The organism is Nguyenibacter vanlangensis, assembly GCF_038719015.1.
Taxonomy (GTDB): domain Bacteria; phylum Pseudomonadota; class Alphaproteobacteria; order Acetobacterales; family Acetobacteraceae; genus Gluconacetobacter; species Gluconacetobacter vanlangensis.
Genome location: NZ_CP152276.1, coordinates 3,114,984 through 3,139,970 on the forward strand (window position 1 = coordinate 3,114,984; position 24,987 = coordinate 3,139,970).

The 24,987-nt window shown below is 69.6% G+C and carries 23 protein-coding genes; 9 read left to right on the top strand and 14 right to left on the bottom strand.

What is annotated here, in order from left to right:
• Positions 1–948 (top strand): FAD-binding protein, encoded by a 948-nt coding sequence (locus tag AAC691_RS14540; RefSeq protein ID WP_342627427.1) that lies wholly within the window; start codon positions 1–3, stop codon positions 946–948.
• Positions 949–1,026: 78 nt separating this feature from the next.
• On the opposite strand, the gene AAC691_RS14545 is transcribed toward AAC691_RS14540, so the two are convergent.
• Positions 1,027–2,442, bottom strand: a complete 1,416-nt coding sequence (locus AAC691_RS14545; protein WP_342627428.1) for an MATE family efflux transporter — start codon at positions 2,440–2,442, stop codon at positions 1,027–1,029.
• A gap of 121 nt (positions 2,443–2,563) precedes the next feature.
• A complete protein-coding gene (locus tag AAC691_RS14550; RefSeq protein WP_176641539.1) occupies positions 2,564–3,292 on the bottom strand; it encodes a TetR/AcrR family transcriptional regulator in 729 nt (242 codons plus the stop codon).
• Between the two features lie 192 nt (positions 3,293–3,484).
• Between AAC691_RS14550 and AAC691_RS14555 the strand changes: the two genes are divergently transcribed.
• The 3 genes from AAC691_RS14555 to AAC691_RS14565 are packed head-to-tail and all read left to right on the top strand — an operon-like array spanning position 3,485 to position 9,344.
• On the top strand, positions 3,485–4,657 hold the full coding sequence (locus tag AAC691_RS14555) for an efflux RND transporter periplasmic adaptor subunit (RefSeq protein ID WP_342627429.1): 1,173 nt from the start codon (positions 3,485–3,487) through the stop codon (positions 4,655–4,657).
• 18 nt (positions 4,658–4,675) lie between these two features.
• Entirely contained in the window at positions 4,676–7,837 is a 3,162-nt protein-coding gene (locus AAC691_RS14560) for an efflux RND transporter permease subunit (RefSeq protein WP_342627430.1), read from the top strand.
• A 4-nt stretch (positions 7,838–7,841) separates the two neighbouring features.
• Entirely contained in the window at positions 7,842–9,344 is a 1,503-nt protein-coding gene (locus AAC691_RS14565) for an efflux transporter outer membrane subunit (protein WP_342627431.1), read from the top strand.
• Positions 9,345–9,447: 103 nt separating this feature from the next.
• Here AAC691_RS14565 and AAC691_RS14570 read toward each other — a convergent pair whose 3' ends face one another.
• Positions 9,448–10,023, bottom strand: a complete 576-nt coding sequence (locus AAC691_RS14570) for a TIGR00730 family Rossman fold protein (protein ID WP_342627432.1) — start codon at positions 10,021–10,023, stop codon at positions 9,448–9,450.
• Between the two features lie 433 nt (positions 10,024–10,456).
• The gene (locus AAC691_RS14575) at positions 10,457–10,780 is read right to left on the bottom strand and encodes a helix-turn-helix domain-containing protein (protein WP_176638954.1); all 324 of its coding nucleotides are present in this window, start codon (positions 10,778–10,780) and stop codon (positions 10,457–10,459) included.
• 182 nt (positions 10,781–10,962) lie between these two features.
• Here AAC691_RS14575 and AAC691_RS14580 point away from each other — a divergent pair, with 182 nt between their 5' ends.
• Positions 10,963–11,115, top strand: coding sequence for a hypothetical protein (locus AAC691_RS14580; protein WP_176638953.1), 153 nt, complete (start codon positions 10,963–10,965; stop codon positions 11,113–11,115).
• 495 nt (positions 11,116–11,610) lie between these two features.
• Complete coding sequence (locus tag AAC691_RS14585) at positions 11,611–12,261, top strand: YoaK family protein (RefSeq protein WP_323989266.1); 651 nt, start codon at positions 11,611–11,613, stop codon at positions 12,259–12,261.
• A 54-nt stretch (positions 12,262–12,315) separates the two neighbouring features.
• Here AAC691_RS14585 and pyk read toward each other — a convergent pair whose 3' ends face one another.
• From pyk to AAC691_RS14605, 4 genes are all read right to left on the bottom strand, one after another.
• Positions 12,316–13,755, bottom strand: coding sequence for a pyruvate kinase (gene pyk, locus AAC691_RS14590; protein WP_342627433.1), 1,440 nt, complete (start codon positions 13,753–13,755; stop codon positions 12,316–12,318).
• A gap of 87 nt (positions 13,756–13,842) precedes the next feature.
• Positions 13,843–14,835, bottom strand: coding sequence for an SH3 domain-containing protein (locus AAC691_RS14595; protein ID WP_408906109.1), 993 nt, complete (start codon positions 14,833–14,835; stop codon positions 13,843–13,845).
• A 187-nt stretch (positions 14,836–15,022) separates the two neighbouring features.
• A complete protein-coding gene (locus AAC691_RS14600) occupies positions 15,023–15,457 on the bottom strand; it encodes a DsrE family protein (protein WP_342627435.1) in 435 nt (144 codons plus the stop codon).
• A complete protein-coding gene (locus AAC691_RS14605; protein ID WP_342627436.1) occupies positions 15,447–16,322 on the bottom strand; it encodes a molybdopterin-synthase adenylyltransferase MoeB in 876 nt (291 codons plus the stop codon). Before AAC691_RS14605 ends, AAC691_RS14600 begins: the two co-directional genes overlap by 11 nt.
• 209 nt (positions 16,323–16,531) lie before the next feature.
• On the opposite strand from AAC691_RS14605, the gene AAC691_RS14610 reads away from it, so the two are divergent.
• Positions 16,532–17,230: a DUF2939 domain-containing protein gene (locus AAC691_RS14610; RefSeq protein WP_342627437.1), complete on the top strand. Its 699-nt coding sequence runs from the start codon at positions 16,532–16,534 to the stop codon at positions 17,228–17,230.
• A 154-nt stretch (positions 17,231–17,384) separates the two neighbouring features.
• Here AAC691_RS14610 and AAC691_RS14615 read toward each other — a convergent pair whose 3' ends face one another.
• Complete coding sequence (locus tag AAC691_RS14615) at positions 17,385–17,633, bottom strand: DUF3126 family protein (protein WP_176641310.1); 249 nt, start codon at positions 17,631–17,633, stop codon at positions 17,385–17,387.
• A 248-nt stretch (positions 17,634–17,881) separates the two neighbouring features.
• Between AAC691_RS14615 and AAC691_RS14620 the strand changes: the two genes are divergently transcribed.
• Together AAC691_RS14620 and AAC691_RS14625 are read left to right on the top strand one after the other, a co-directional pair.
• The gene (locus AAC691_RS14620) at positions 17,882–18,430 is read left to right on the top strand and encodes a hypothetical protein (protein ID WP_342627438.1); all 549 of its coding nucleotides are present in this window, start codon (positions 17,882–17,884) and stop codon (positions 18,428–18,430) included.
• 90 nt (positions 18,431–18,520) lie between these two features.
• Positions 18,521–19,075, top strand: a complete 555-nt coding sequence (locus AAC691_RS14625; RefSeq protein ID WP_342627439.1) for a hypothetical protein — start codon at positions 18,521–18,523, stop codon at positions 19,073–19,075.
• Positions 19,076–19,113: 38 nt separating this feature from the next.
• Here AAC691_RS14625 and AAC691_RS14630 read toward each other — a convergent pair whose 3' ends face one another.
• The 5 genes from AAC691_RS14630 to AAC691_RS14650 all read right to left on the bottom strand — a co-directional run bounded on the left by AAC691_RS14630 (position 19,114) and on the right by AAC691_RS14650 (position 24,953).
• Positions 19,114–19,887 carry an RNA pseudouridine synthase gene (locus AAC691_RS14630; RefSeq protein WP_342627440.1) on the bottom strand — a complete coding sequence of 258 codons (774 nt, stop codon included), beginning with the start codon at positions 19,885–19,887 and terminating at the stop codon, positions 19,114–19,116.
• A complete protein-coding gene (locus AAC691_RS14635; protein ID WP_342627441.1) occupies positions 19,884–22,646 on the bottom strand; it encodes a DNA translocase FtsK 4TM domain-containing protein in 2,763 nt (920 codons plus the stop codon). The genes AAC691_RS14630 and AAC691_RS14635 overlap by 4 nt, the downstream gene beginning before the upstream one ends.
• Positions 22,647–22,793: 147 nt before the next feature.
• Positions 22,794–23,432 (bottom strand): 16S rRNA (guanine(966)-N(2))-methyltransferase RsmD, encoded by a 639-nt coding sequence (gene rsmD, locus AAC691_RS14640; protein ID WP_342627442.1) that lies wholly within the window; start codon positions 23,430–23,432, stop codon positions 22,794–22,796.
• A 7-nt stretch (positions 23,433–23,439) separates the two neighbouring features.
• Positions 23,440–24,225 carry a pseudouridine synthase gene (locus AAC691_RS14645; RefSeq protein ID WP_176641086.1) on the bottom strand — a complete coding sequence of 262 codons (786 nt, stop codon included), beginning with the start codon at positions 24,223–24,225 and terminating at the stop codon, positions 23,440–23,442.
• The gene (locus AAC691_RS14650) at positions 24,222–24,953 is read right to left on the bottom strand and encodes a gamma-glutamyl-gamma-aminobutyrate hydrolase family protein (RefSeq protein WP_342627443.1); all 732 of its coding nucleotides are present in this window, start codon (positions 24,951–24,953) and stop codon (positions 24,222–24,224) included. Before AAC691_RS14650 ends, AAC691_RS14645 begins: the two co-directional genes overlap by 4 nt.
• Between the last annotated feature and the right edge of the window lie 34 nt (positions 24,954–24,987).

Sequence of the window (24,987 nt, forward strand, 5' to 3'; positions counted from 1 at the left end):
ATGGCCGTACTCGTTTTCCTCGATCATGAGTCCGGCGCGATCAGGCAGGCGTCGCGTTCGGCGGTGACCGCCGGGCTGAAGCTGGGCGCCCTGGGTCTGGGTGAGGTGCATGTGCTGGTGGCGGGCGACGCGGCGGTCGCGGCCTCGGCCGCCGCCATCCCGGGGGTGGCCAAGGTGCTGCGGGCCGGGGACGCGGCCTGCGCGCATGAACTGGCCGAGCCGCTGGCGGCGCTGATCGTGCGGCTCGCGGGCGGCTACAGCCACATCGTCGCGGCCGCCGGGGCGTCGGGCAAGAACGTGCTGCCGCGCGCTGCGGCGCTGCTGGACGTGCAGCCGATCCCCGAGGTGGTGTCGATCGTCGATGCCGAGACCTTCGTGCGGCCGATCTATGCCGGCAGCGCGCTGGCGACGGTGCGGTCGTCGGATGCGCAGAAAGTGCTGACGGTGCGCGCCGCGGCCTTCGACCCCGCCCCGGCCGAGGGCGGCAGCGCCCCGGTCGAGGACGTGGCCGCGCCCGAGGAGAAGGCGGTGTCGGAATTCGTGTCGATCGCGCTGTCGAAATCGGAGCGGCCCGAGCTGGATTCGGCGCGGGTGGTGGTGTCCGGCGGACGCGGGCTGCAGAACGAAGAAAATTTCAAGCTTCTGAACCCGCTGGCCGACCGGCTGGGGGCGGCGATCGGCGCGTCGCGCGCGGCGGTGGATGCGGGGTTCGTGCCCAACGACTACCAGGTCGGGCAGACCGGCAAGATCGTGGCGCCGGAGCTGTATGTCGCCGTGGGCATCTCGGGCGCGATCCAGCATCTGGCCGGCATGAAGGACAGCAAGGTGATCGTGGCGATCAACAAGGACCCCGAGGCCCCGATCTTCCAGGTCGCGGATTACGGGCTGGTCGGCGATCTGTTCGAGGTGCTGCCGCAGTTCGAGGCCGAGCTGGATAAGGCAGGCTGAAGCGGGACAGGCTGTGAAAAGAAGGGCCGGCCGGCTGGCCGGCCCTGCAAGGCGTCGTGGCCCCCCGGAAATGCGATTTCAGGCGCGCGCCGGGCGGTCGGCCGAGAGGTCGTCGGCGATCTGCTGTTCCTCGTCCAGTTCGTCCAGTTCGGCCAGAGCGCTCTTGGCGGTGCGGGCGGGCAGTTCGGCCGCCAGGCCGGGGGCGACGGGTCCGGGCTTGAGCCGCCCGATCACCCCGAAGGCGGTCAGCATCGCCCAGCTTCCGACCAGCACGCAGCCCAGCACCTGGCCGACCTGGACCCCGCTGGGGCCGAAGCGCATGCCCACCCAGACGAAGGGCACGGTGCCCAGCGTGGCCCGGCCCCAGTTGAACAGCGTGGAATAGAGCGGAAAGCCCAGGTTGTTGAACGCGGTATTGGCCACGAAGAGCATGCCGATGAACAGGTAGCCGCCGACCGTCCAGGTGCAGAACAGGCGGATCAGCGCCGCCTGGGTGCCGTGGGCCGCGAAGGCCGCGACCACCAGGTTCTGCGCCGGCAGCAGGATCAGCCAGGTGACGGCCACGCAGGCCGCCACCAGTTTCAGCGACGTGACCAGGGTTTCATGCACCCGGGCCAGGTGCCCCGCCCCGAGATTCTGCGACATGATCGGCCCGACCGACCCGGTCAGCGCGAAGACGAAGGCGAAGGTGACGGGGACGATCCGGTCGATCGTCGCCTGGCCCGCTACAGCGGCCAGGCCGAACGTGGCCATGGCATGGGTGACGAACAGCCCGCCGATCGGCGTGGCCAGGTTGGTCAGGATCGCCGGCATGGCCACCCCGCCGACCAGCCGCGCGTCATGCAGGATATAGCGCGCGCATGGCAGTGCCAGCAGGCCGTGGCGCCGGGCCGCCAGGAACCCCAGGCCGGCCACGACGGTACGCGACAGGATGGTGCTGATCGCCGCGCCCTCCAGCCCCAGATGCAGCGCGAAGATCAGCAGCGGGTCCAGCGCGGCCGCGGCGACGGCGCCGATCAGCGTGACGTTCATCGACCGCCTGGCATCGCCCACCGCGCGCAGCAGGCTTGAACAGCCCATGCCGACCGCGATCAGCGACAGGGCCGGCGAGACGATGCGGATATAGTGCTCCGCCTGCTCGGCGGCGCGGCCGGTGGCGCCGAACAGATGCAGGATCGGGGCCGCCCACAGCGCGGTGGCGAGGCCCAGCGCCGCCGTGGCCGCCACCATCACCAACAGGAAGGACGAGGCGATGCGGCGCGCGCGCGCATGGCGGCCGGCGCCGATCTGCCGCGCGGTGACGGCGCCCAGCCCGATCGACATGCCGATCGACACCGCGATCTGCACATAGCCCACCGCGCCGGTGAAGCCGACCGCCGCCGTCAGGGCCGGATCGCGCAGCCGCGAGATGTAGAACAGGTTGAGCAGGTCGACCGCGAAGACCGCCATCAGCCCGATCGCCCCCGTCCCGGCCATGACGACGACGTGGCGCATGATGGAGCCGGTGCAGAAACGGGCGGTCCGGCCGGCGGTCCTGGAGGGAGGTCCTGCGGTCATTGCCGGGATGATAGCCTCTTTCCCGGCGGGCGGAAGCCCGCCCGTGGCGTTCAGGCCGTCAGGCCGCCGGAGAATGGCGGCAGCGAGGCGGCGGGGGCAGGCCGCGCAGGAAGATGCGGACCCAGCGGCGGATATTCGCTTCGAGTTCCAGCCGGGTGAGCGGCTTGTTGCAATAGAACAGTTCGGCCAGGACCATCTTGCCGACGGTCATGTTGAACAGGCCGCGCCCCAGGTCCTCGACGTCGTCGATCGCATAGGTGCCGGCGTCCCGCTGGCGGTGCAGCCAGGCCTCGACCTGGTTGCTGTTTCCGCTGATCTCGATGCCCTCCATGATCTTGCGGATCTCGCCGGCGTCGCGGATCTCGCCGACGATGGCGCGCGTCAGGCTCATCCGGTCGGGCTGCAGGATGCTGCCCGCGATCGACAGCAGGATCTGCACCAGCTCCTCCTCGGGCCCCACGTTGGGGCAGGGGCACCAGGCGCGGTATTTCATGTCGAACAGGCGCTCGCGGATCAGGGTCTGGAACAGGTCCAGCTTGGAGGCGAACATCTGGTAGATCGTCTTCTTGGACATGCCCGACAGATGGGCCAGCTTGTCCATCGAGGCGCCGTGATAGCCGTTGTTGCGCAGCACCTCGCACGCCGCCTGGATGATCAGCTCGCGCCGTTCGCCGCCCTCGAGTACCGGAGGGCGGCCGGGGCATCGCCTTTCGGCGCCGGGCCTTGTTCGCTCCCCGGAGCGGGAAGAGAGCGCAAGGTCCGAAATCGTGGCCCCGGTTGCGGGCATTCGCGGGTCTCCTTCACGGAACGGTGTGGCGGGCTATTGACCCGAATTTAGAAACGAAATAGTTTCCGATCAAGAAAACCTAACAGTTTCCTTATGCCGGTCGTGCATGGGTCGGTTTCGCGATGCATATCGCCATGCGATTCCCTCCTGTCCAGTCCCGGCGATCACGTCCTCCTGGGTTGAAAACACGCAATGACGTCCCCTCGCCCCCACCGCGCCACCCTTCTTGCCGCCTGCGCCGCTCTGGCGCTGGCCGGCTGCGACCGCAAGTCGGCGACCCCGCCTGCGCCGCCGCCGCAGATGGTCACCTTCGTCACCGTGACGTCGCATCCGGCTCCGATTCACACCGAACTGCCCGGCCGCACCGAGGCCTATGAGATCGCTCAGGTGCGTCCGCAGGTCAGCGGCGTACTGCAGAAGCGCCTGTTCACGCAGGGCGCGGACGTGACGGTCGGGCAGCAGCTCTATCAGATCGACCCGGCCATGTACCAGGCGGCCTATGACGCCGACAAGGCCGCCGTGCTGCATGCGCAGGCCGCGCTGCTGACCGCGCAGGCCAAGATGCGGCGCTATGGGCCGCTGGCGGCCGCGCATGCGGTCAGCCAGCAGGATTACGACGATGCCCTGGCCGCGGAGCGCGAGGCCGAGGCCGACGTGGCGCAGGCCAAGGCCAACCTGGAAGGCGCCGCGACCAACCTGTCCTATACGCGTGTCTACGCGCCGATCGCGGGCCGGATCGGCCGGTCGATCAGCACGGTGGGCGCGCTGGTGACGGCCAACCAGACGCAGAACATCGCCACCATCACGCGGCTGGACCCGATCTATGTCGATGTGAACCTGCCTTCGTCGGCGCTGATCCGCCTGCAGCAGGAACTGGCTGCCGGGCAGTTGCAGCGTGCCGACGCCAATGCCGCGACGGTCGGGCTGACGCTGGAGGATGGCAGCCCCTATCCCGTTGCCGGCAAGCTGGAATTCGCCGAGGTCAATGTCGATGAATCGACGGCGACCGTCGTCGTGCGCGCCATTTTCGCCAATCCCGACCATCTGCTGCTGCCGGGCATGTTCGTGCATGCCGAGATCCTGGAAGGGACGGACCCGCACGCCATCCTGGTGCCGCAGCAGGCGCTGGTCCGCGACGTGCACGGCCAGGCCAGCGTCATGCTGGTGGGCGCGGACAACAAGGTGGTGGTCCGGCAGGTCAAAGCCGACCGCGCGGTGGGCAGCAACTGGATCGTCAATCAGGGCCTGAACGACGGCGACCGGGTGATCGTGACCGGGCTGCAGAAAGTGCGCCCCGGCGCCGTGGTGAAGCCGGTCGAGGCCGCCGCGGACCCGGGTCAGGCGGACCAGGGTCGGGCGGGCTGAAGGGCAGGATAGGCGAACATGTCGCGTTTCTTTATTGACCGGCCCGTCTTCGCGTGGGTGATCGGGCTGATCATCATGCTGATCGGCGGTCTGTCGATCCTGAACCTGCCGATCGCGCAGTATCCGAGCATCGCTCCGCCGATGATCGCCGTGACCGTGACCGATCCCGGTGCGTCGGCCGAGACGGTCAACAACACGGTGGTGCATCCGATCCTGCAGCAGATGTACGGGCTGGACCATCTGGAATATATCCAGTCCTCGTCCTATGCGAACGGCCAGATGGAAATCGACCTGACGTTCCAGCAGGGGACCAATCCGGACATCGCGCAGGTGCAGGTGCAGAACAAGCTGCAGCTTGCCCAGCCGCGCCTGCCGACCGAGGTGGTCAGCCAGGGCCTGTCGGTGACCAAGGCCGTGAAGAACTTCATGATGGTGGTCGGCATCGTCTCGACCGACAACAGCATGAGCGGCGCGGACCTGGGCGATTACATGGCGTCGAACATGTCCGACCCGCTGTCGCGTGTGTCGGGCGTGGGCGACCATACGCTGTTCGGGTCGGAATATGCGATGCGCATCTGGCTGGACCCGGCCAAGCTGTATAGCTACAGCCTGACGATCGGCGATGTGCAGGCGGCCCTGCAGGCCCAGAACATCCAGGTGTCGTCCGGCGAGCTGGGCGGCCTGCCGGCGACGAAGGAAGCGCGGCTGGACGCGACGATCCTGGGTCCGGCGCGCCTGACCACGACCGAGGAATTCCGCAACATCCTGCTGAAGGTGCAGCCGGACGGCTCGCAGGTGCGGATCCGCGACGTGGCGCGGGTCGAGCTGAACATGCAGAGCTACAACTTCATCGCGACTTGGAACAACCATCCGGCGGCGGCGATGGCGCTGAAGCTGGCGCCGGGGGCGAACCAGCTCAAGACCGAGGCCGCGGTCAAGGAAGAGCTGGCGCAGTTGGCCAAATTCTTCCCGCACGGGCTGCAGATCGTCTATCCGCTGGATACCGAGCCGTTCATCACGATGTCGATCCACGAAGTGATCGTGACCCTGGGGGCCGCGATCGTGCTGGTGTTCTTCGTGATGCTGGTCTTCCTGCAGAATTTCCGCGCGACCCTGATCCCGACGATCGCGGTGCCGGTGGTGCTGCTGGGGACGTTCGGCCTGCTGGCGGCGCTGGGCTTCGCCATCAATACGCTGACCATGCTGGCTATGGTGCTGGCGGTCGGCCTGCTGGTCGACGACGCGATCGTCGTGGTGGAAAATGTCGAGCGCGTGATGACCGAGCGCAACCTGTCGCCGCGCCAGGCGGCACGGGAATCGATGGACGAGATCTCGGGCGCGCTGATCGGCATCGTGCTGGTGCTGTCGGCGGTGTTCCTGCCGATGGCGGCGTTCGGCGGGTCGACTGGCGTGATCTATCGCCAGTTCTCGATCACCATCGTCTGCGCGATGTGGCTGTCGGTGCTGGTGGCGCTGATCATGACGCCGGCGCTGTGCGCCACCCTGCTGAAGCCTGGCGTCCACATCAAGGACAAGGGCCTGCCCGGCCTGTTCAACCGCAACTTCGCGCGGATGACGACGAAATACCAGGGCGGCGTGCATTGGATGGTCCGGCACATGGTGCCGTCGCTGCTGGCCTTCGTCATCATCACCTCGGGCGTCGCCTATCTGTTCGGCCGGATTCCCACGGGCTTCCTGCCGGACGAGGACCAGGCCCTGATCTTCGGCCAGGTGACCCTGCCGCCGGGCTCGACGCTGGCGCAGACCGAGGCGGTGAACAAGCGGGTGACGGACTATGTCCTGAAGACCGAGGGCAAGAACGTGATCTCGGTCATCGCGCCCGCGGGCTTCAATTTCGCCGGCCAGGGGCAGAATGCCGGTTCGTTCTTCATCCGGCTGAAGGATTGGAGCCAGCGGCCCGATCCGTCGCAATCCTCGGCGGCGATCGCGCAGCGGATCATGATGCATTTCTGGGGCGACCCCGAGGCGCAGATCTTCGCCGTCAATCCGCCGGCGGTGCTGGAACTGGGCAACGCGACCGGCTTCGACCTGGAGCTGGAGGATCGCGGCCATGTCGGCCACCAGGCGCTGCTGGCGGCGCGCAACATGGTGCTGGGCATGGCGGCGCGCGATCCGGTGCTGTTCGCGGTGCGCCCGAACGGCATGGAAGATGCGCCGCAATATCATCTGGACATCGACCGCGAGAAGGCCAACGCGCTGGGGGTCTCGATCGCCGATATCAATACGACGATCCAGGGTGCGTTCGGCTCGATCTACGTGAACCAGTTCCTGCGCAATGATCGCGTCAAGCAGGTCTATATCCAGGGCGAGCCCTCGGGCCGCATGCTGCCGAGCGACCTGGCCAAATGGTATATCCGCAACAGCGCCGGCACGCTGGTGCCCTTCAACGCGATCGCGACGGGCAACTGGACCAACGGCCCGCAGAAGGTCGAGGGCTATAACAGTTATAACGCCTTCGAAATCCTGGGGCAGCCGGCGCCGGGCCACAGTAGCGGCGAGGCCATCGCCGAGATCCAGAAGATCCTGGCCAAGCTGCCCGACGGGATCGGCTTCAACTGGACGGGCCTGTCGTACGAGCAGCAGGCCTCCGGGTCGTCGACCGCGCCGCTCTATGCCCTGGCGGCGGTGGTGATCCTGTTCTGCCTGGCCGCGCTGTATGAAAGCTGGTTCATCCCGCTGGCGGTGCTGCTGGTGCTGCCGCTGGGCGTGCTGGGCGCGATCGTCGCCACCCTGTGGCGGGGCATGGACAACGACGTCTATTTCCAGGTCGGGCTGCTGACGACGGTCGGGCTGGCGGTCAAGAACGCCATTCTGATCGTCGAATTCGCCAAGGCGAAGTTCGAGGACGGCCAGACGCTGGAACATGCGGTGCTGGAAGCGGGGCGCGAGCGTCTGCGGCCGATCCTGATGACGTCGATCGCCTTCATGCTGGGCGTCTTTCCGCTGGCGATTGCTACCGGGGCCGGGTCGGCGGCGCGCAAGGCGATCGGCACGGCGGTGGTGGGCGGCATGTTCTCGGCCACGCTGCTGGCGGTCTATTTCGTGCCGCTGTTCTTCGTCCTGGTGCTGCGGCTGTTCCGCGTGACGCGGATCAAGGACCGCGTCGATCCGTATGAAAATCCGTCCCATGCCGCCGGCGCATCCGGGCAGGAGAGCTGAGTCGATGAAAGCCTATCCTTCTGTGCGTCGGCGCCCGTGGGCGGGGCTGCTGCTGCTGGCGGCCCTGCCGGGATGCACGATGATCCCCAACTATAAGCGGCCATCCCTGCCGGTGGCGCCGGCCTGGCCGACCGGCGCGGCCTATCATGCCAGCGGTGCCGGGCAGATCGGCACCGCGGCATCGGACCTGGGCTGGCGCGATTTCTTCGTCGATCCGCGCCTGCGGGCGCTGATCGCGCTGGCGGTGCGCGAAAACCGCGACCTGCGCTCGGCCGCGCTGTCGGTGATCGAGGCGCAGGGCCAGTACCGGGTGCAGCATGCCGCGCTGTTCCCGCAGATCAACGGGACCGGGCAGTCGATATACACGGCGCCGTCGAACAATGGCGGCTTCGCCTTCGCGCCCGGGCTGGGACGTAACGGGGTCGGCACGTTCCGATTCTATCAGGCCGGGATCGGTTTCTCGTCCTACGAGATCGATCTGTTCGGTCGCATCCGCAGCCTGTCGCGCGAGGCATCCGACCAGATGCTGAGCCAGGTGGCCAACCAGCGCGCCCTGGTGATCAGCGTGATTTCGCAGGTGGCGACGGCCTATGTCGCATGGCTGGCCGATTGCGAGCAGTTGCGGGTGACCGAGCAGACCCTGGCATCGCAGCAGGATACGCTGCGCCTGACCCAGGCCCGGTTCGACCGGGGCGAGGCCGACCAGTTGACGCTGCGCCAGACCGAGACGCAGGTCGAGCAGGCGGCGGCCAACCGGGCGCAATATCAGCGCATGATCGCACAGGACGAGAACCAGATCGTGCTGCTGGTGGGCGCGCCGCTGCCGGCCGACCTGCCGCCGCCCGCGCCGTTCGGGCGGCAGACGATCCTGGCGGATTTGCCGGCGGGCCTGCCGTCCGACCTGCTGGACCGGCGGCCGGATGTGCTGTCGGCCGAATTCGCGCTGAAATCGGCCAATGATGATATCGGGGCGGCCCGCGCCGCGTTTTTCCCGCGCCTGATCCTGACGGCGTCGGACGGCGTGTCCAGCCTGCAGTTCCGCAATCTGTTCACCTCGGGCGCCACGACCTGGTCGATCAATCCGCAATTGCAGGTGCCGCTGCTGACCTGGGGCCAGACCGAGGGGTCGCTGCAGGTGTCGAAGGCGCGGCGTGACGAACGGCTGATGGCTTATGAGAAGGCCATCCAGTCCGCGTTCCAGGACGTGTCGAACGCGCTGGCGGCGCGCGCGACCTACCTGGAGCAGGGGCGGCAGTTGGACGCGCTGGTGAACTCGTCGGCCGATGCGTATCGCCTGGCGCGGATGCGGTTCGATTCCGGGGTGGATTCCTATCTGACCACGCTGGATTCGCAGCGCGCGCTGTATACGGCGCAGCAAAGCCAGATCTCGGTGCAGGAGGCGCGGTACCAGAACCTGATCACCGTCTATCGCGCCCTGGGCGGCGGCTGGAACGAACGGACCGCGCGGGCCGCGAACGGCACGGCGCCGGTGCCGGGGGCCGGCTGATCGCCCGGCCGTTTCCGGCGCGTTTTCTTCTGGCGCGCTTTCCATCGCGATGCTGAAAGGGCGGCTCCTTCGGGGGCCGCTTTTTTTGCCGCCGCGCGTGGCCTCATGGCGCCGGTGCTTCGGTCCATTTGCGGGGTGGCGGCGTATAGCTCGCGAAGCGGCGGATCATCTCGTCCGGGTCCGGAGTGACCACCAGCATCTGCCGGTAGACCGGTTTCATGAAGCCTTCCCGCATGACGGCATCGACCATCGCCATGAGGGGGTCGAAATATCCGTCGATATTGAGGAATCCGCAGGGCTTTTCATGAATGCCGAGCTGCGCCCAGGTCCATTGCTCGAAAATCTCCTCGAACGTTCCGGCCCCTCCCGGCAGGGTGACGAATCCGCCGGCGAGTTCGGCCATGCGCTGCTTGCGGACATGCATGCTGGGGACGACATCAAGCCGGGTCAGGCCCCGATGCGCGATTTCCCGCTCGGCGAGGGCCCGCGGCATAACGCCGATCACCTCGCCCCCGGCTTCCAGCGCGCCGTCGGCCACGGCGCCCATCAGCCCGACATGCCCGCCACCATAGACAAGGCCGATGCCCCGTTCGGCCAGCAGCCGCCCGAAGGCGAACGCCACATCGCGGTAGACCGGCCTGCGTCCGGAAGACGCGCCACAGAAGACAGCGATTCGCATGGAAACCTCCGGAAGAAGCGCAGTATGGATGACGACCGAGAGGGCGGAAGCCGCCGCCTTCGGCAAAGTGACGCGGTCCTACGTACCATCCCCTTCCGCCGACTCAAGCCCCAACAGAACCTGCTGCCCTTCGCGCCGCGTGCGCAGTCGGACGGTCCAGGCCGTAAAGCACATGAAGTCCCGATCGGAATATCCGTCGGGATATCATGGGAGATGTCAAAATCAGCCGGTATCCGGCCGGTGTCGCGGGCGCACACCATGATCGCGTGAAACCCGACCGCCAGAGACCGCATGCCGGGATTCCAAAAGCGCGATTTCGATAGATATACGCATGGATATGTTCCGACCGAACAGATCCCGGCACGAGAACTGACATGGTGCGTAACAAAGAGGATGACGGGTACCGCGCGGATGGCATTTATTGCCGGTGTGGTCAAAGGTTTGTCGGAGCCTTCCGGATTTCGATACGGACCAGGATCGCGGGGTCGATGGCGAGTTCCCGGGCCAGGCGCAGCAATACCAGGAAGGTGGGATTGCGCAGGCCGCGCTCCATGCCGCTGACATAGGTCCGGTCCAGGCCGGCGCGGGCTGCCAGTTCTTCCTGGCTGATCCCCAGGCGCATGCGTTCCGTATAGATGATCTCCCCCAGCGCCGCGCGCGGGTCTCCGCCATCTTGGGTTTCCAGCGGTGGCTGGATCGAGGGGCGCGGCTTGCGGGGTGCTTTTTGCCGGGTTGGCCCGTTTGCACTCTTGCTCATGATTCACCATGAGCAGGCTTGTCGTGTACGGACCACGGACTATAGAGTTGCGGACTATAATCCTCATTTCGGGGCGGGGCATGGCGTCCGACACGTACCACCGGCTTTGTCCATTCCCTGATCCATCCGCTGCCGCGCGCGGCCTTGTCCGTCTGTTCGGGGCGGCCGCCCGGCGGGTCGTCATGCGCCGTATCGGTCAGTGCCTGGAAGAAAACAATATCGACGAAGTCATATTCTGGCTGCGCGTGCGGGATCGTCTCGACGCGGATGCTCGCCGGATGCGGGGCTGCGACACCGCGCGGCTGCTTCGCCTGCAATTGTCCGCGCCCCATTGATCCGGCGCACACCGGGACTTCGGACACACGGATAGACCGCGATGGTTTCGGACAGGGCGACCGACATCCCGAGGCGCGCCCGGCAGGGTTCCGCGAGAGGAAATAAACTTCTGTGTGATCGGATGATTTTATTGTGCGCTCTCAGGTATTGTGCAGTGCAACAAAAGCATCGGCGGAGGTTTATTTGCGAATTTCGATTGACGGGCAGAAAAAAAGGGTCCATGTAGAGGATACCAGAGCGAGAAGACCGGAACGGCCCGCTCCCAAGAACAAGAAACCTGCGGCATGATGATCGCAGGGATGAAGATCCGAAGGGCGAGAATCTTCGGGAACTAAGGTGAAAGGGGGCATCGCATCGCGGTGTCCCCCTTCTTTTGTTGGTGCGTTGCTTATGGATGCTTACGGAATTGTTCGCGCAGCGCGGACATGCATGAGGTCATGAACCAGACACACAAACCGCCCGGCCGTGATCCGGGGCCTCATGATCCGAGACTGGTGATCGCCATCATCATGGTTACGGTGGCGATGGGCGCGCTGGACGCCATTTCGCTGACCCATCTGAACGTCTTTGCCGGCTATATGACCGCGACCGTGATCCTGATCGCGGTGCATCTGGTGTCGGGCCAGTCCATCCTGGGGCCGGGGCTGGTGGCGATCGCCTCTTACCTGATCGGGGCGGCGCTGGGCGGCCGGCTGGTGCGGCGGTCGCATTCGCGGCGACGCACGGTCGCCGACCTGCTGATGGCCGTGGGGGTGCTGGTCGCGGGGGCCGCGCTGATCTGGTGGGTGAATGCGCCGTGGCATTACTATGCCGTGCTGACGATCCTGGCCGTGGCGATGGGATTGCAGACCTCGGCCACCCGCCATGCGCAGGTCACGGACCTGACGCTGCCGGCAGCGACCCTGCTGCTACATGGGCTGGCGCATGACAGCCGGCTGGCGGGCGGCCCGTCGCTGGGGGTCTGGCGGCGCCTGGCGGCGATTCTGGGCCTGTTCGGCGGGGCGGTGCTGGGGGCGGTGGCGTCCAGCGTCTCGGTCTCCGGCGCGATCGTGCTGGTGGGGCTGACGATCGGCTGTGCCGGCTTCCTGCTCTATCTACGCGACCACCCGCTGCTGGAACGGCTGGAGACCGTCAGCCCCTCATAGAAGGCGGGAATAGAAGGGGGGACCGGCCCGGGATGGCGGGCCGGTCCGTGCGCGTCAGTCGACGCGGGCGACGCGCAGCGTGTTGGTGCTGCCCGCCACGCCGAAGGGCAGCCCGGCGGCGATGACGATCGCGTCGCCCGAGCGGGCGAGGCCGCTGGCGACGGCGGCTTCGATGGCCTGGTCGACCACGGTTTCGACCGTGCGGACCGGGGTTTCCTGGCCGACCGACTGGGCGCGCACGCCCCAGGCGACGCAGAGCCGGCGCGCGATCTCGTCGGTTTCGGTCAGGCCGATGATCGGCGCCTCGGGCCGTTCGCGCGAGATGCGCAGCGCGGTCGAGCCGCCCAGCGTGAAGGCGACGATGGCCCGCGCCGCGGCCGTGCCGGCGATCTGCCCGGCGGCGGCGGCGATCGCGTCGGCGACGAACCCTTCGGGCTCGGGGCAACTGGCGCGCATGATCGACTGCCAGATCGGATCCTCTTCGACCCGGCGCACGATGCGGTTCATGATGCCGACCGCTTCCAACGGGTATTGCCCGGCGGCGGTCTCGGCCGACAGCATCACGGCGTCGGCGCCGTCGAACACCGCGGTGGCGACGTCCGACGCCTCGGCGCGGGTCGGGGTCGGGGCGTGGATCATGCTTTCCAGCATCTGGGTGGCGACCACCACCGGCTTGCCCAACTGGCGGGCCAGGCGGACGATGCGCTTCTGCGCCAGGGGCACGGCCTCGGGCGGCAGTTCCACGCCCAGATCGCCGCGCGCGACCATCACCGCATCGGACAGGCGGACGATCTCGTCCAGATTGTCCATCGCCTGCGGCTTTTCCACCTTGGTCATGATCCAGGCGCGGCCGGCGGCAATGTCACGTGCCTCCCGGACGTCCTCGGGGCGCTGGACGAAGGACAGGCCGATATATTCCACGCCCAGTTCCAGCGCGAAATCCAGGTCCTTGCGGTCCTTTTCGGTCAAGGCCGGGATCGGCAGCACGATGTCCGGCACGTTCACGCCCTTGCGCTCGGACAGCACGCCGCCCACGGCCACCACCGTGTCCAGATAGGTCGGCCCGACCTCGCGCACCACCAGCCGCAGCTTGCCGTCATCCAGCAGCAGGTTGCTGCCGACCGTGGCGGCGCTGATGATCTCGGGGTGCGGCAGGCGCACGCGCTCGACGGTGCCGGGGGCATCGTCGAGGTCCAGGCGGAAGGCGGCGCCGCTCTGCAGGGTCACCTTGCCGTTCTCGAACGTGCCGACGCGCAGCTTGGGGCCCTGGACGTCGGCCAGGATGCCGATCGGGCGGCCCAGCTCGGCCTCGACCGAGCGGATGGCCTCATGCCGGGCGGCATGGTCGGCATGGGCGCCATGGGAGAAATTCAGCCGGAACACATCGACCCCAGCCTCGGCCAGGGCACGGATCGTGGCACGATCGGACGAGGCCGGCCCGAGCGTCGAGACGATTTTCGTCCGCCGGGGGCGGGAGGCGGAGGTGATGGTCATTGGGCGCTTTCTCCTTGCAGATTTTTTCCGCGACCGGATCGCTGGTCGCTGTTCCCGGCCCGGGCGCCTGCCCGGGCCGCGCGTCAATCAGGACGGCTGGATCGTCTCCTGCGGCAGAAGACCCCAGACCGCCCTGCGGTCCAGCCAGCCTGAATAATGTTGCACGCTGACCTTGCACCATTCGGTGCCGGTCGCGCAGAGGCGAAACGTGCCGACCGCCCCGGGCCGGAGCACCGCGACGAGGGCGGATGACGCGTCGGGCGACGCGTGGATCGCGATCGCGCCCGGAATCGCCGCCGCCGCCGCGGGATCGGCCAGGCGGGCGACCACCCGCGTGTCGAAATGGCCGCCCGGCGCCGGCTGCGGGGCGGGTTGGGACGTGGATTGCGACGTGGATTGCAGGGCGGATTGCGGGGCGGCGTCGCCGGAAGCGGGATGCGCCGGCCGGGCCTGGGCGGGGTCGATCGGCGGCAGGCCGGGAACCACGAAGGTGCGCGCGCCGACCAGGGTCGCCTGATGGACCCAGCCTTTCTGGCCGTCGGAATCCTCGACCAGGCGCCAGACATCGAATTCGCGCTCGATTTTCACCGGCAGGTCGCGCCGATGATACACCCATTCGATCGGATAACGCTGGCCGGGGCCCGAGCGCATATTGACCTCGTCGGCGCGGAGCGCCGCGAAACGCGGCAGCGGCAGGCCGGTCACGGTGCCCTTGTCGGGCGGGGCCGGAGGCGCGGCCGGAGCGGCAGGCGCCCCAGCCCCGGTCCCCGTTGCCCCAGCCCCCGTCGTCCCGGCGATGGCGCCCGCCGCGGCGCCGGCGGCCAGCGCCGCGTGGCGGGGCGACATCACGTAATGGTGATCCATCGCGTGGCGATGCGGCGCGAGGCCGGCATGGCGGGAATGCGGGACCGGCCGGGCGGCCGGACGAGAATGGTCCGGGTGGGGATGGTCCGGATGGTGATGCGGATGCGCCGGACCGGCATGATGGTGCCGGTGCCGGTGATGCGCGGCCGGCTGGCCGCTCTGAGAGCTGACCTGCGCCGCCGCCGCCGCCGTCCCGTCCAGCGTCGCGGCCAGCATGGTCAAAGCCAGGGCTGGGGCCGGGGCCAGGACAGGCGCCCGGTTGCGGCGACGCGGGTCGCCATGCGGGCCGGGCAGCGAAGGGACGGAAGGGGCGGAACGCGTCATGGCTGCATCCCTGCCAAGGCCAGCGCCGCTCGGCAAGGGGGTATGCGGCAAAGGATCCATGCCTGCCCCCCGAAGCCGATCACAGGGTGATGATCTGCCGCCCGCGGGCGGCGTCCAGAAAGGTTGGAATACCCGCCACCCGCACCGCGGGCAGCAGGGCCCCGGCCGGCAGGCCCGCGACGCGCAGGCCGGATTCACAGGCCATCAGCGCGCCGTCGAGCTGCCGCACGGCCTCGCGCAGCGTCTCGAAGCCGGCGACGCCGCTGGCCTGCACCGCCTGGTCGGCCGCCGCGTCGCGCAGGCCGCGCCAGTCGCGCGCCAGGGCATGCACGCCGTGCCCCGCCGCGAACAGCAGAACCGGCCGGTCGATCGCCAGCGCGCCGGCCGCCAGCATGAAGGCGTAGTGGGCGCGTTCGTACCCGCCATCCAGCAGCAGGATCGCCAGCCCGGCCGCGTCGGGCGCGGCCGGCGGGAAGGGGGACGACGGCAAGAGGGGCGGGGGGTCAGTGGGCATGCGACGCGCACCGGGCCGGACCGGGCCCGGCCCCGGCGGAGACATCGGCCGAAACATCGGCGGGGGCGGATGGCGCGGCATGGGCCGACAGGTCGCGGATCGTCGCGCGCGGACCGCACAGCGCGCAGTCGGGATCGGGCGCCAGGCGGATCGTATGGACGCGCGCGGCCAGGGCGTCCCACACCAGCAGGCGGCCCGCCAGGCTGTCGCCGATCTGCAGCAGTTCCTTCAGCACTTCGGTGGCCTGCAGGGTGCCCATGACGCCGGTCACCGCGCCGAAGACCCCGGCCTCGGCGCAGGAGGGAATGGTGCCGGGTGCTGGGGCCTCGGGATAGAGGCAGCGATAGCATGGGCCGCCGCGATGCGGGCGGAAGGTGGAAAGCTGCCCCTCGAAACGCAGCACGGCGGCCGAGACCAGGGTGCGCCGCTCCAGCGCGCAGGCGTCGGCCAGCAGGTAGCGGGTGCGGAAATTGTCGGTGCCGTCGCAGACCAGGTCATAGGCCGCGACCAGCGCCCGGGCGTTGCCGGCATCCAGCCGGACGGCATGGCGGTCGATCCGGACCAGCGGATTGATGGCCTGCATCGCCTCGGCCGCGGACTCGACCTTGGGCATGCCGATCCGGCCGGTGGTATGGGCGATCTGGCGCTGCAGGTTCGACAGATCGACCAGGTCGTCGTCCACCAAACCGATCCGGCCGACGCCCGCCGCCGCCAGATACAGGCCCAGCGGCGCGCCCAGCCCCCCGGCGCCGACGATCAGCACGCTCGCGGCGCGCAGCACGGCCTGGCCGGTGCCGCCGATCTCGGGCAGCAGGATATGGCGGGCGTAGCGCTGGATCTCGGCTTCGGAAAAATCAGGGATCATGCATCCTTCCCCGTCCCGGCACGTTGCAGGCATGATGACGTCCGGGACAACAATGTCAGGTATGGGCCTGACCGGTGCAGGCGAATATGGCTTCGTGACACTCTTTTTGTAACAATTTGTGTCATTTTGCCATGAAGGTCATGCATGTCCGCCATGCTTATCGTATGCTCGCGCCGTACGACAGGGACGATTTCTCGATGGACCGTTTCATGCGCCTGATGCCAGCCGGCCATATGGTTGCCGTTCGTCGGCAGCAGGCACGGCGTCTCTGCGCGGTGACCCTGGTCATGGCGCTGTCGCTGTTCGTCGCCTCGCCCTTCGTCACGCTGTGGTCGGTCGCGTCGGCCATGCAGGCGCATGACGTGCAGACGTTGGGGACGTACCTCAACTGGCGGTCGGTCCAGACCGGCCTCAAGGCGCAGATCGTCACCGGCCTGGTCGGGGCGCAGCCTGCCGGTGACGACGATCTGCCGGAATTCGGGTCGTCCTTCGCCGCCGCTGCGGTGTCCAACGCCGTGGACACGAACGTGAATGCCGCCAATCTCGGGACGCTGATGGACCAGTTGATGCCGGCGGGCCCCTCGGACGCGGGCAAGCTGGCCGCCGGCCGGCCGGCCCCCGGTCATCCGGCCCCGAATCATTCGGTGACGGGCGCCGCGCGGGTGCGGATCCTGCGCCATGTGCGGGTACGTTTCGTGCGCCTGAACATGTTCGAGGCCAGCCTCGCCCTGCCGGACCAGGCGCCGGGCCATGCGCGCGACAGCAAGCTGCATCTGCAGATGCAGATCCAGGGCTGGCGCTGGAAGATCACCCGCATCGACCTGCCGTCCGGCCAGGACGGCCACCCGATCATCGAAGCGGCCGTTGACCGGCCGGCCGTCGTCCGGACCGCCGTCCTGGCGCGGTAACCGCGCCGCGCCGGGCGCGCGGCCAGGAGCGCGGCAGGGGCAGGATGCGATTCCCCACCCCGGCGACGGTCAGCGCGCGATCGGCGCCGGATTCACCGACGTGGAACTCACCGACGCCGGAATCACGAGAATCAAATCACAAGAATCGTCGGCATCAGCGGCGCGCGCGCGCGGTGGCGGTCTCGGCCGGCAGATCCTCTTCCAGAACCGTGATATGCAGGGCGTAGGACACTTCGCCCTCATCCTCGTCCCGATGGACGGTGCCGATGATTTCGCCCTTCACGGCGACTTCGACCGACAGGCCCGCGCGCGGCGGCGGGTTGACCGTCAGTTCGGGGGAGCCCAGCAGGCGGCGCAGGCACACCTGCAGGCGGGCGATCTCGGAGGTGGACATGGTGCTCATGATACGAAGCTCCCGGTCGGGGTCGGAGGATAAGGCGGCGGCGGGCTGGGCCTGATGCCGCCGAACGACATGCCGCCCGCTATAGGCACTCGGGTCGCCCCCCGCAACCGCCCCTTGGCCGCGGTCGCGGCCGCTGCCCGCCGCGCGTGGATCCCGCCCGTGAAAAATCCCCTTCCTGCCCGGAGCTTGCCATGATTCGTCGTTTTCCTGGATTTTCCTTGATGTCGCACTGTGTGAGGAGAGTCGGCTTGCGGATCTGTTCGACCCTGTTCGCCGGCATGGCGCGTCTGTTGGTGCCGGGGGTGGCGGCGGCGCTGGTCATGGCGCTGGTCACCCATGCCGGCGCGGTGACCGCGCCGTTCGGTCCGGTCGAGGCGGCGCCGACCCTGACGGCGCGGACATTGGCCGACCGGATCCGCCAGGACGGGGCGCAAAAGACGGCCGAGGCCCTGACGCGCGACCACGAATGGCCGCGCGTGCGCCGTGCGGTGGCGGCGGGGTGGCAGAACTGGATCGCCACGATGCCCGACCTGCTGCCCCAGGCCGATCAGCGGACGGCGCAGGGCCTGCAGCGGGCGCTGCGCCAGGCGCTGCCGCACAGTCCCGGGGCGGTCCTGGCGGCGCTGGATCCGAAGAACGGGCCCCTGCTGGGCGGGCAGACGATCTGCCGCCCGGACGGGATGCCGGCGACATGGCGCGCGCGGACGACCCGGGCGGTGCGGGCCGTGCACGACATCCACCTGATCAACCAGGGCGGCGACTGCCTGCGCGCCTTGCACGCCGCGCCGCAGGGCTGACGCGTGCGTGGTGACGCGCGTGGTATTGACGCCCCTCGCCGCGCGCCGCCAGGTGAACGGGCACGGATCGCGGCCTGGAAAGGAGTCGTCTTGTTTCGGAATACGACCTGTCACCCCTTCGTTGCGCTATCGCTGCCCGTCTGCCTGGCCGCCTGCGGCTATGGGGATTCGCGGGCGGCGCATCAGGCGCAGCTCAGCATGATCGGCATGACCGCGAATGATCTGCAGGCCTGTGCCGGGCCGCCCGACGGGCGCGTGGCGCTGAATGCGCATACCAGCCTGTTCCATTACGTCTACAAGCCCGGGGCCAGCGGGTCCTTCTCCATCAGCCCGCTGAACCTGGCCACTCTGAGCTACGGCGGCAGCGGGATCTCGTGCGCGGTGACGATCCGCCTGGTCGATGATCGGGTCACCGAGGTGCATTACGCCGGCGACGACGACAGGATGGTCGGCACCGACGGGGTGTGCGCGGCGGTGGTGCGGGGTTGCATCCGCCAGCCGGAGGCGACCATGCGCCGGGTGGATGGCGGGCTGTTCGGCCCGATCTCGGCCTTCTCGCCACCCCCGGTGCCGCCGCAGCCGGCGGACGCGGTCTATAACCCGCAGCCGCTGGCCACGGCGCCCCGCCAGCCGGCCAAGCCGTGACCGGCCCGTGACTGGCCCCTGACAGGTTTCGCGTCCGGTCAGCCGGACGGTCCGGACGCGTCGGGCGGCAGGGGCCAGCCATGGCGCGCCAGGGTGGCGGCGATATGGGGCGGCGGCGGGGCGGTGGCGGCGACCGGCGGCGTCAGCTTCAGCGCCAGGCGGCGGCTCATCAGATGCAGCACCTGGCCGTCGGCCCGGCCATAGACCGGGTCGCCCAGGATCGGGCAGCCCAGGCTGGCGCAATGCAGCCGCGCCTGGTGGGTGCGGCCGGTCAGCAGCCGCAGCGCCAGCCAGCTCTGCCGCCCGTCCGAGGCCAGGACGCGCCATTCGGTCTCGGATTCCTGGCCCCGAGAAGCCCGGCCCAGGGGGGCCTGTCCGTGCGGGTCTTCGACCATGCGCCAGCCGGCGGGGCTGGTCCGGCGGACCATGCGCAGGCGCACTGTGCCGGATTCGGCGGTGGGGCGGCCGTGCACCACCGCCCAATAGGTCTTCTCGACCGTGCCGGCGGCGAAGGCGGCCTGCGCGGCCAGCAGCGCCTGCTTGCGCAGGGCGATCAGCAGGCAGCCGGACGTGTCGCGGTCCAGCCGGTGGGCCAGCCACGGCCCGTCCGCGCGGCGGGACAGCAGGGGAAAGGCGCTTTCGACCGAGGGGCCGCCGGTGGGGCCGGGATGGACCGGCAGGCCAGCCGGCTTGTCGATGACGAGGAAGCGGCTGTCCTGGAACAGGATCGGAAACGGCGGCGCGGATTTCGGGGTGGCGGCCCCCGGCGCCGGGCGCGGGCGACCCAGGGAGCGTCCCGGGGGGCGGGTCATTCGTCGTCGTCGGTGCGGCGCAGCAGCACCTCGCGCTTGCCGACATGGTTCGCCGGGCTGACGATGCCTTCCTTTTCCATCTGCTCGATGATCTTGGCCGCGCGGTTATAGCCGATCGACAGATGGCGCTGGATGAACGAGGTCGAGGCCTTGCCCTCGCGCGCCACCACGGCCACCGCCTGGTCGAACAGGCTGGTTTCCTCGTCGAAGCCGCCGCCGTTCAGCCCGTTGCCCGAGGATTTGCCGCCGCCGCCGCTGCCGCTCCCGCCATCCTCGTCCTGGGCCGAGATGACGTCGTCGTTATAGATCGGCTCGCCCTGGCTGCGCAGGAAGGCGACCACGTCCTCGACCTCGCTGTCGGCGACGAAGGGGCCATGGACGCGGGTGATGCGGCCGCCGCCCTGCATGTACAGCATGTCGCCCTGCCCCAGCAATTGCTCGGCGCCCTGCTCGCCCAGGATGGTGCGGCTGTCGAACTTGCTGATGACCTGGAACGAGATGCGGGTCGGGAAATTGGCCTTGATGGTGCCGGTGATCACGTCCACCGACGGGCGCTGCGTCGCCATGATGACATGGATGCCCGCGGCGCGGGCCTTCTGCGCCAGGCGCTGGACCGCGGCCTCGATCTCCTTGCCTGCGACCATCATCAGGTCGGCCATTTCGTCGATCACCACCACGATATAGGGCAGCGAGTCGAGCGCCAACTGCTGTTCCTCAAAGGTCGGGCGGCCGGTCTCGGGGTCATAGCCGGTCTGGACGCGGCGGCTGACGACCTCGCCGCGCATCCGGGCCTCGGCCACGCGTTCGTTGTAGCTGCCGATATTGCGGACCTGCAGGTGCGACATGGCGCGGTAGCGGCGGTCCATTTCGCGCACCGTCCATTTCAGCGCGGCCACCGCCTTGGCCGGCTCGGTGACCACCGGCGTCATCAGATGGGGAATGCCCTCGTAGATCGACAGTTCCAGGATTTTGGGGTCGATCAGGATCAGCCGGCATTCGTCGGGCGACAGCCGGTAGAGCAGGGACAGGATCATGGCGTTGACGCCCACCGACTTGCCCGAGCCGGTGGTGCCGGCGATCAGCAGGTGCGGCATGCGCGCCAGGTCGCCATAGACCGGCGCGCCGGAAATATCCTTGCCCAGCGCCAGGCTGAGCCGCGACATGGACTGGGTCCAGGCCGCGTCATGGAACAGCTCGGACAGATACACCGTCTCGCGCCGGGCATTGGGGACCTCGATGCCGATCACGTTGCGGCCCGGCACGGTGGCGATGCGCACGCTGAGCACCGACAGCGAGCGCGCGACGTCGTCGGCCAGGCCGATCACCCGGGCCGAGCGGATGCCCGGCGCGGGTTCGAGTTCGTACAGCGTGACGACCGGCCCGGCATGGATCTCGCCGATCCGCCCCTGCACGCCGTAATCGGACAGCACGGTTTCCAGCAGGCGGGCATTGGCCTGCAGCATGTCCTGCGACGGGCCGGTCTGGCCGTGCGGCGGCGCGGCCTTCAGCAGCCTGACCGACGGCAATTGCCACGGCGCGCCGGCATCGGGCGGCGGGGGGTATCCGCCGTTCCCGCCGGCCGTCCGGCCGGCGGCGCCGCGCAGGTCGGCGGACGGGCGGTCCGCCGCCGCGCGGCTGCCGAACAGCCGGCCCATGAAGCCGGCGCGGGGGGGCTCGGCCGCGGCTTCGCGCGGCGGTTCGGCCGGCGCCGCCTCGGCAGCCGCCTGGGCAAAGGCAGCCTCCTCGGTGCTCCAGGCCGGGCCGTCCGGCTGGCGGGGACCGCCCAGCAGCAGGGGGGGCGGATCGGCCGCCGCGTCATCCTCGACGCCGGGCGGCTGCACCCAGCCGGTGCCCAGGGAGGGACGAGTGGAGGGACGGGTGGATGGGCGGGCCGGTGCCCGCGCCGCGTCGGGCCGCTCGATGCGCAGGCTGCGTATCTGCGGCTCCGGCGCGCGGGGCTGCATGGACAAATCGGGCCGGGGGGGCGGCATGGCCCCCTCCAGCGCCCCGTCCAGAATCCCGTCCGGCGCCCTGCCCAGCCCGCCGGCCCACCGCCCGGCCGGGGCGGCGGGCGGCTGGTCGGGCGGGCTGTGCCGCCCGGGCATGCCGCGCGCCAGGCGCGCGGGCTGCCGGGCCGCGGCGCGCAGGGTGCGGCCGATCGCCGCCCATTCCGCCAGGGACAGGCCCATCGCCAGCGGTACCAGCAGCGCCGTCAGCAGCAGGCCCAGGCACCAGACCGCCAGCCGGCCGGCCGGGCCCAGCACCGACGACCCGGCCTGCAGCGCGGCACGGGCGATCGACAGGCCGAACGCGCCGCCCGGGCCCGATTCGGTGGGCCAGTGCGGCGCCGGCAGCGCCGGGACCAGCAGCGGCACGGCCCCCAGCAGCGCGCCGATCACCGGCATGGCGCACAGCAGCGCGACGACGCGCACCGGCACCGAGCCCAGTCCGGTATGGCGCGCTACCCGCCAGCCCCAGGCCACCAGGGCCAGCACCGGCAGCGCGCAGGTGATGCCGATATTCTGCAGCAGCGCGTCGGCCAGATAGGCCCCCACCACCCCCAGCAGGTTGGTCGGGGCCTGGGTGCTGGCGGTGTTCATCGACGGATCGCGCGGATTATAGCTCCATAAGGAGGCAGCCAGGGCCAGGGCCAGCAGCCACAGCGTCATTCCGCCCAGTTCGGCCAGCCTTTGCCGCGCGGCGGAGCGGATGCGCGGCGAGACCAGGGAAGACGGAATGTAGCGGCCAAGGCTCGGCAAATGTTCGGATCCTGCAAAAAGGGCCTGCCCTTCCCGCGGAAGGGGCGCTTCCGTGGGGCGGACAGGCGCGATGAAGACGCCGGGCCGCTCCGGAACCGGGGCAAGTATAGCCTGCGCGCTGCGAAATACAGAAGGGAGCTTGCGCGCTTATTCGGGCATTCCGGTGGCAGCCCGGCCGGTGGCAGTTTGGCCGGTAGCAGTTTGACCGGGGGCGGCCCGCCAGACCGAGAGCCTGGCCGCGCCATGGCGGCGTTCGGCCAGCGGAGGCGCGGCCCGCAGGAAGCCGGACAGCAGGGAGCCGTCCTCGGGCAGGGCTTCGTCGGCGGCGGTTTCGACCACGACCAGCGCGCCGGGGGCGATCCAGCCCGCGGCCCCCAGCGCCGCCAGGGCGCGCGCCGGCAGGCCCTTGCCATAGGGCGGGTCGAGGAACAGCAGGTCGCAGGCCGGTCCGGGCGGCGGGTGGGTCACGTCGGCGGGGCGGACCAGGGCGGCATCGCCCGCGCCGCAGGCGGCGATATTGGCGCGCAGCGCGGCCAGCGCCGCGCGGTCGGTCTCGAAGAACACGCACCGGGCGGCGCCGCGCGACAGGGCCTCCAGCCCCAGGGCGCCGGTGCCGGCGAACGCGTCCAGCACCCGCGCCCCGGCGATGCGGTCGCGGCCGGCCCAGGGGGCGTGCAGCAGCATGTCGAACAGGGCCTGGCGCACCCGGTCGGCGGTGGGGCGCGTGGTGCGCCCCGGGGGCGCGGTCAGCGCGCGGCCGCGCCAGGTGCCCGCGACGATGCGCATGGCCGGGTCAGGACCGGCGGCCGGGCCGGGGGGCGGGGCCCAGGCCGGGCACCTGTTCGCGCAACACCTTGCCCGGCACTTCCTCGAGTTCCGAACGCTGCAGGGTGCCAAGCTGGAACGGGCCGTACGAGACGCGGATCAGCCGGCTGACATGCAGGTTCAGCCCGCGCATGACCTTGCGGACCTCGCGGTTCTTGCCCTCGCGCAGCGCCACGGTCAGCCAGGCATTGTCGCCCTTGCGGGAATCCAGCCCGGCCTCGATCGGGCCGTAGCGCACGCCCTCGAACACGCTGCCCCCGGCCAGGGCGGACAGCCGGGCCTCGTCCACCACGCCGAAGACCCGCACCCGGTAGCGGCGCAGCCAGCCGTTGGACGGCAGCTCCAGCCGTCGCGCCAGCTCGCCGTCATTGGTCAGCAGCAGCAATCCCTCGCTGTTGAGGTCCAGCCGGCCGACGCTGACGACGCGGGGCATGCCGTCGGGCAGGGACGCGAAGACGGTCGGCCGTCCCTCGGGGTCGCGATGGGTGGTCACCAGCCCGTCGGGCTTGTGATAGCGCCACAGGCGCGTCCGCTCGGGCGATTCCACCACGGCGCCGTCGACCTGCACGATGTCGCCCGCCGCGACGAAGGTCGCGGGATGGCCGACCGGCTCGCCGTTCAGGCGGACGCGCCCGGCGGCGATGATCTGTTCGGCGTCGCGGCGGCTGGCCACGCCCGATCGGGCCAGCCATTTGGCGATCCGCTCGCCGCGGCGCGCGGGATCGGAAAGGGGGGTGTCGTCGTGCTGTGTCATCGCGATCCCGAGGCGTCTATCAGGGCGGAGAAGATGCGTCCATCGCCCATCGATATGGCGAATTCGGGATGCCATTGCACGCCCAGGCAGAAAGGATGGCCGGGATATTCGATCGCCTCGACCACCCCGTCGGGGGCGGTGGCGCAGACGACCGCCCGGCCGGGGGTCCGGACGGCCTGGTGATGCGCGGAATTGACCGCCATCCGCTCGGCGCCGGTCACCCGCGCCAGCAAGGTGCCCGGAACGATCGCGACCTCGTGCCCCGGCTGGTCGCGCGGATTGGGCTGTTCGTGCGCCAGCGCGCCGGGCAGCGCGTCGGGGATATGCTGGATCAGCGTGCCGCCCAGGCAGACCGCCAGCAATTGCTGGCCGCCGCAGATCCCCAGCACCGGCAGGTCCCGGGCGATCGCCAGGCGCAGCAGCGCCAGCTCGGCGCGGGTGCGGCCGGATTTCAGGGTGACGCTGTCATGGCGGGTGGCGGCGCCGTACAGCGCCGGATCGACGTCGAACGCGCCGCCGGTGACGACCAGGCCGTCCAGCCGCTCCAGCGTCTCGGCGGCCAGGTCCTGCCGGTGGGACAGGGCCACGGGAATGCCCCCCGCGTCGGCGATCGCGTCCATATAGTTGCGGCGCAGCGCGTACCACGGAAAGCGCGAATAGGCGCCGCCGTCCGGCGCGCCGGGTTCGCTGTCGAGGGTGACCCCGATCAGGGGGCGGGACATGCTCATCCCGCCTGCCTAAAGCAGAACGCCGGCCGGTCAA

Bases quoted from the DNA above. Each gene is read 5' to 3' on its own strand.
- AAC691_RS14540 (WP_342627427.1), top strand. From the start codon at position 1: ATGGCCGTACTCGTTTTCCTCGATCATGAGTCCGGCGCGATCAGGCAG.
- AAC691_RS14545 (WP_342627428.1), bottom strand. From the start codon at position 2,442: ATGCGCCACGTCGTCGTCATGGCCGGGACGGGGGCGATCGGGCTGATG.
- AAC691_RS14550 (WP_176641539.1), bottom strand. From the start codon at position 3,292: ATGCCCGCAACCGGGGCCACGATTTCGGACCTTGCGCTCTCTTCCCGC.
- AAC691_RS14555 (WP_342627429.1), top strand. From the start codon at position 3,485: ATGACGTCCCCTCGCCCCCACCGCGCCACCCTTCTTGCCGCCTGCGCC.
- AAC691_RS14560 (WP_342627430.1), top strand. From the start codon at position 4,676: ATGTCGCGTTTCTTTATTGACCGGCCCGTCTTCGCGTGGGTGATCGGG.
- AAC691_RS14565 (WP_342627431.1), top strand. From the start codon at position 7,842: ATGAAAGCCTATCCTTCTGTGCGTCGGCGCCCGTGGGCGGGGCTGCTG.
- AAC691_RS14570 (WP_342627432.1), bottom strand. From the start codon at position 10,023: ATGCGAATCGCTGTCTTCTGTGGCGCGTCTTCCGGACGCAGGCCGGTC.
- AAC691_RS14575 (WP_176638954.1), bottom strand. From the start codon at position 10,780: ATGAGCAAGAGTGCAAACGGGCCAACCCGGCAAAAAGCACCCCGCAAG.
- AAC691_RS14580 (WP_176638953.1), top strand. From the start codon at position 10,963: ATGCGCCGTATCGGTCAGTGCCTGGAAGAAAACAATATCGACGAAGTC.
- pyk (WP_342627433.1), bottom strand. From the start codon at position 13,755: ATGACCATCACCTCCGCCTCCCGCCCCCGGCGGACGAAAATCGTCTCG.
- AAC691_RS14595 (WP_408906109.1), bottom strand. From the start codon at position 14,835: ATGCTGGCCGCGACGCTGGACGGGACGGCGGCGGCGGCGGCGCAGGTC.
- AAC691_RS14600 (WP_342627435.1), bottom strand. From the start codon at position 15,457: ATGCCCACTGACCCCCCGCCCCTCTTGCCGTCGTCCCCCTTCCCGCCG.
- AAC691_RS14605 (WP_342627436.1), bottom strand. From the start codon at position 16,322: ATGATCCCTGATTTTTCCGAAGCCGAGATCCAGCGCTACGCCCGCCAT.
- AAC691_RS14610 (WP_342627437.1), top strand. From the start codon at position 16,532: ATGCGCCTGATGCCAGCCGGCCATATGGTTGCCGTTCGTCGGCAGCAG.
- AAC691_RS14615 (WP_176641310.1), bottom strand. From the start codon at position 17,633: ATGAGCACCATGTCCACCTCCGAGATCGCCCGCCTGCAGGTGTGCCTG.
- AAC691_RS14630 (WP_342627440.1), bottom strand. From the start codon at position 19,887: ATGACCCGCCCCCCGGGACGCTCCCTGGGTCGCCCGCGCCCGGCGCCG.
- rsmD (WP_342627442.1), bottom strand. From the start codon at position 23,432: ATGCGCATCGTCGCGGGCACCTGGCGCGGCCGCGCGCTGACCGCGCCC.
- AAC691_RS14645 (WP_176641086.1), bottom strand. From the start codon at position 24,225: ATGACACAGCACGACGACACCCCCCTTTCCGATCCCGCGCGCCGCGGC.
- AAC691_RS14650 (WP_342627443.1), bottom strand. From the start codon at position 24,953: ATGAGCATGTCCCGCCCCCTGATCGGGGTCACCCTCGACAGCGAACCC.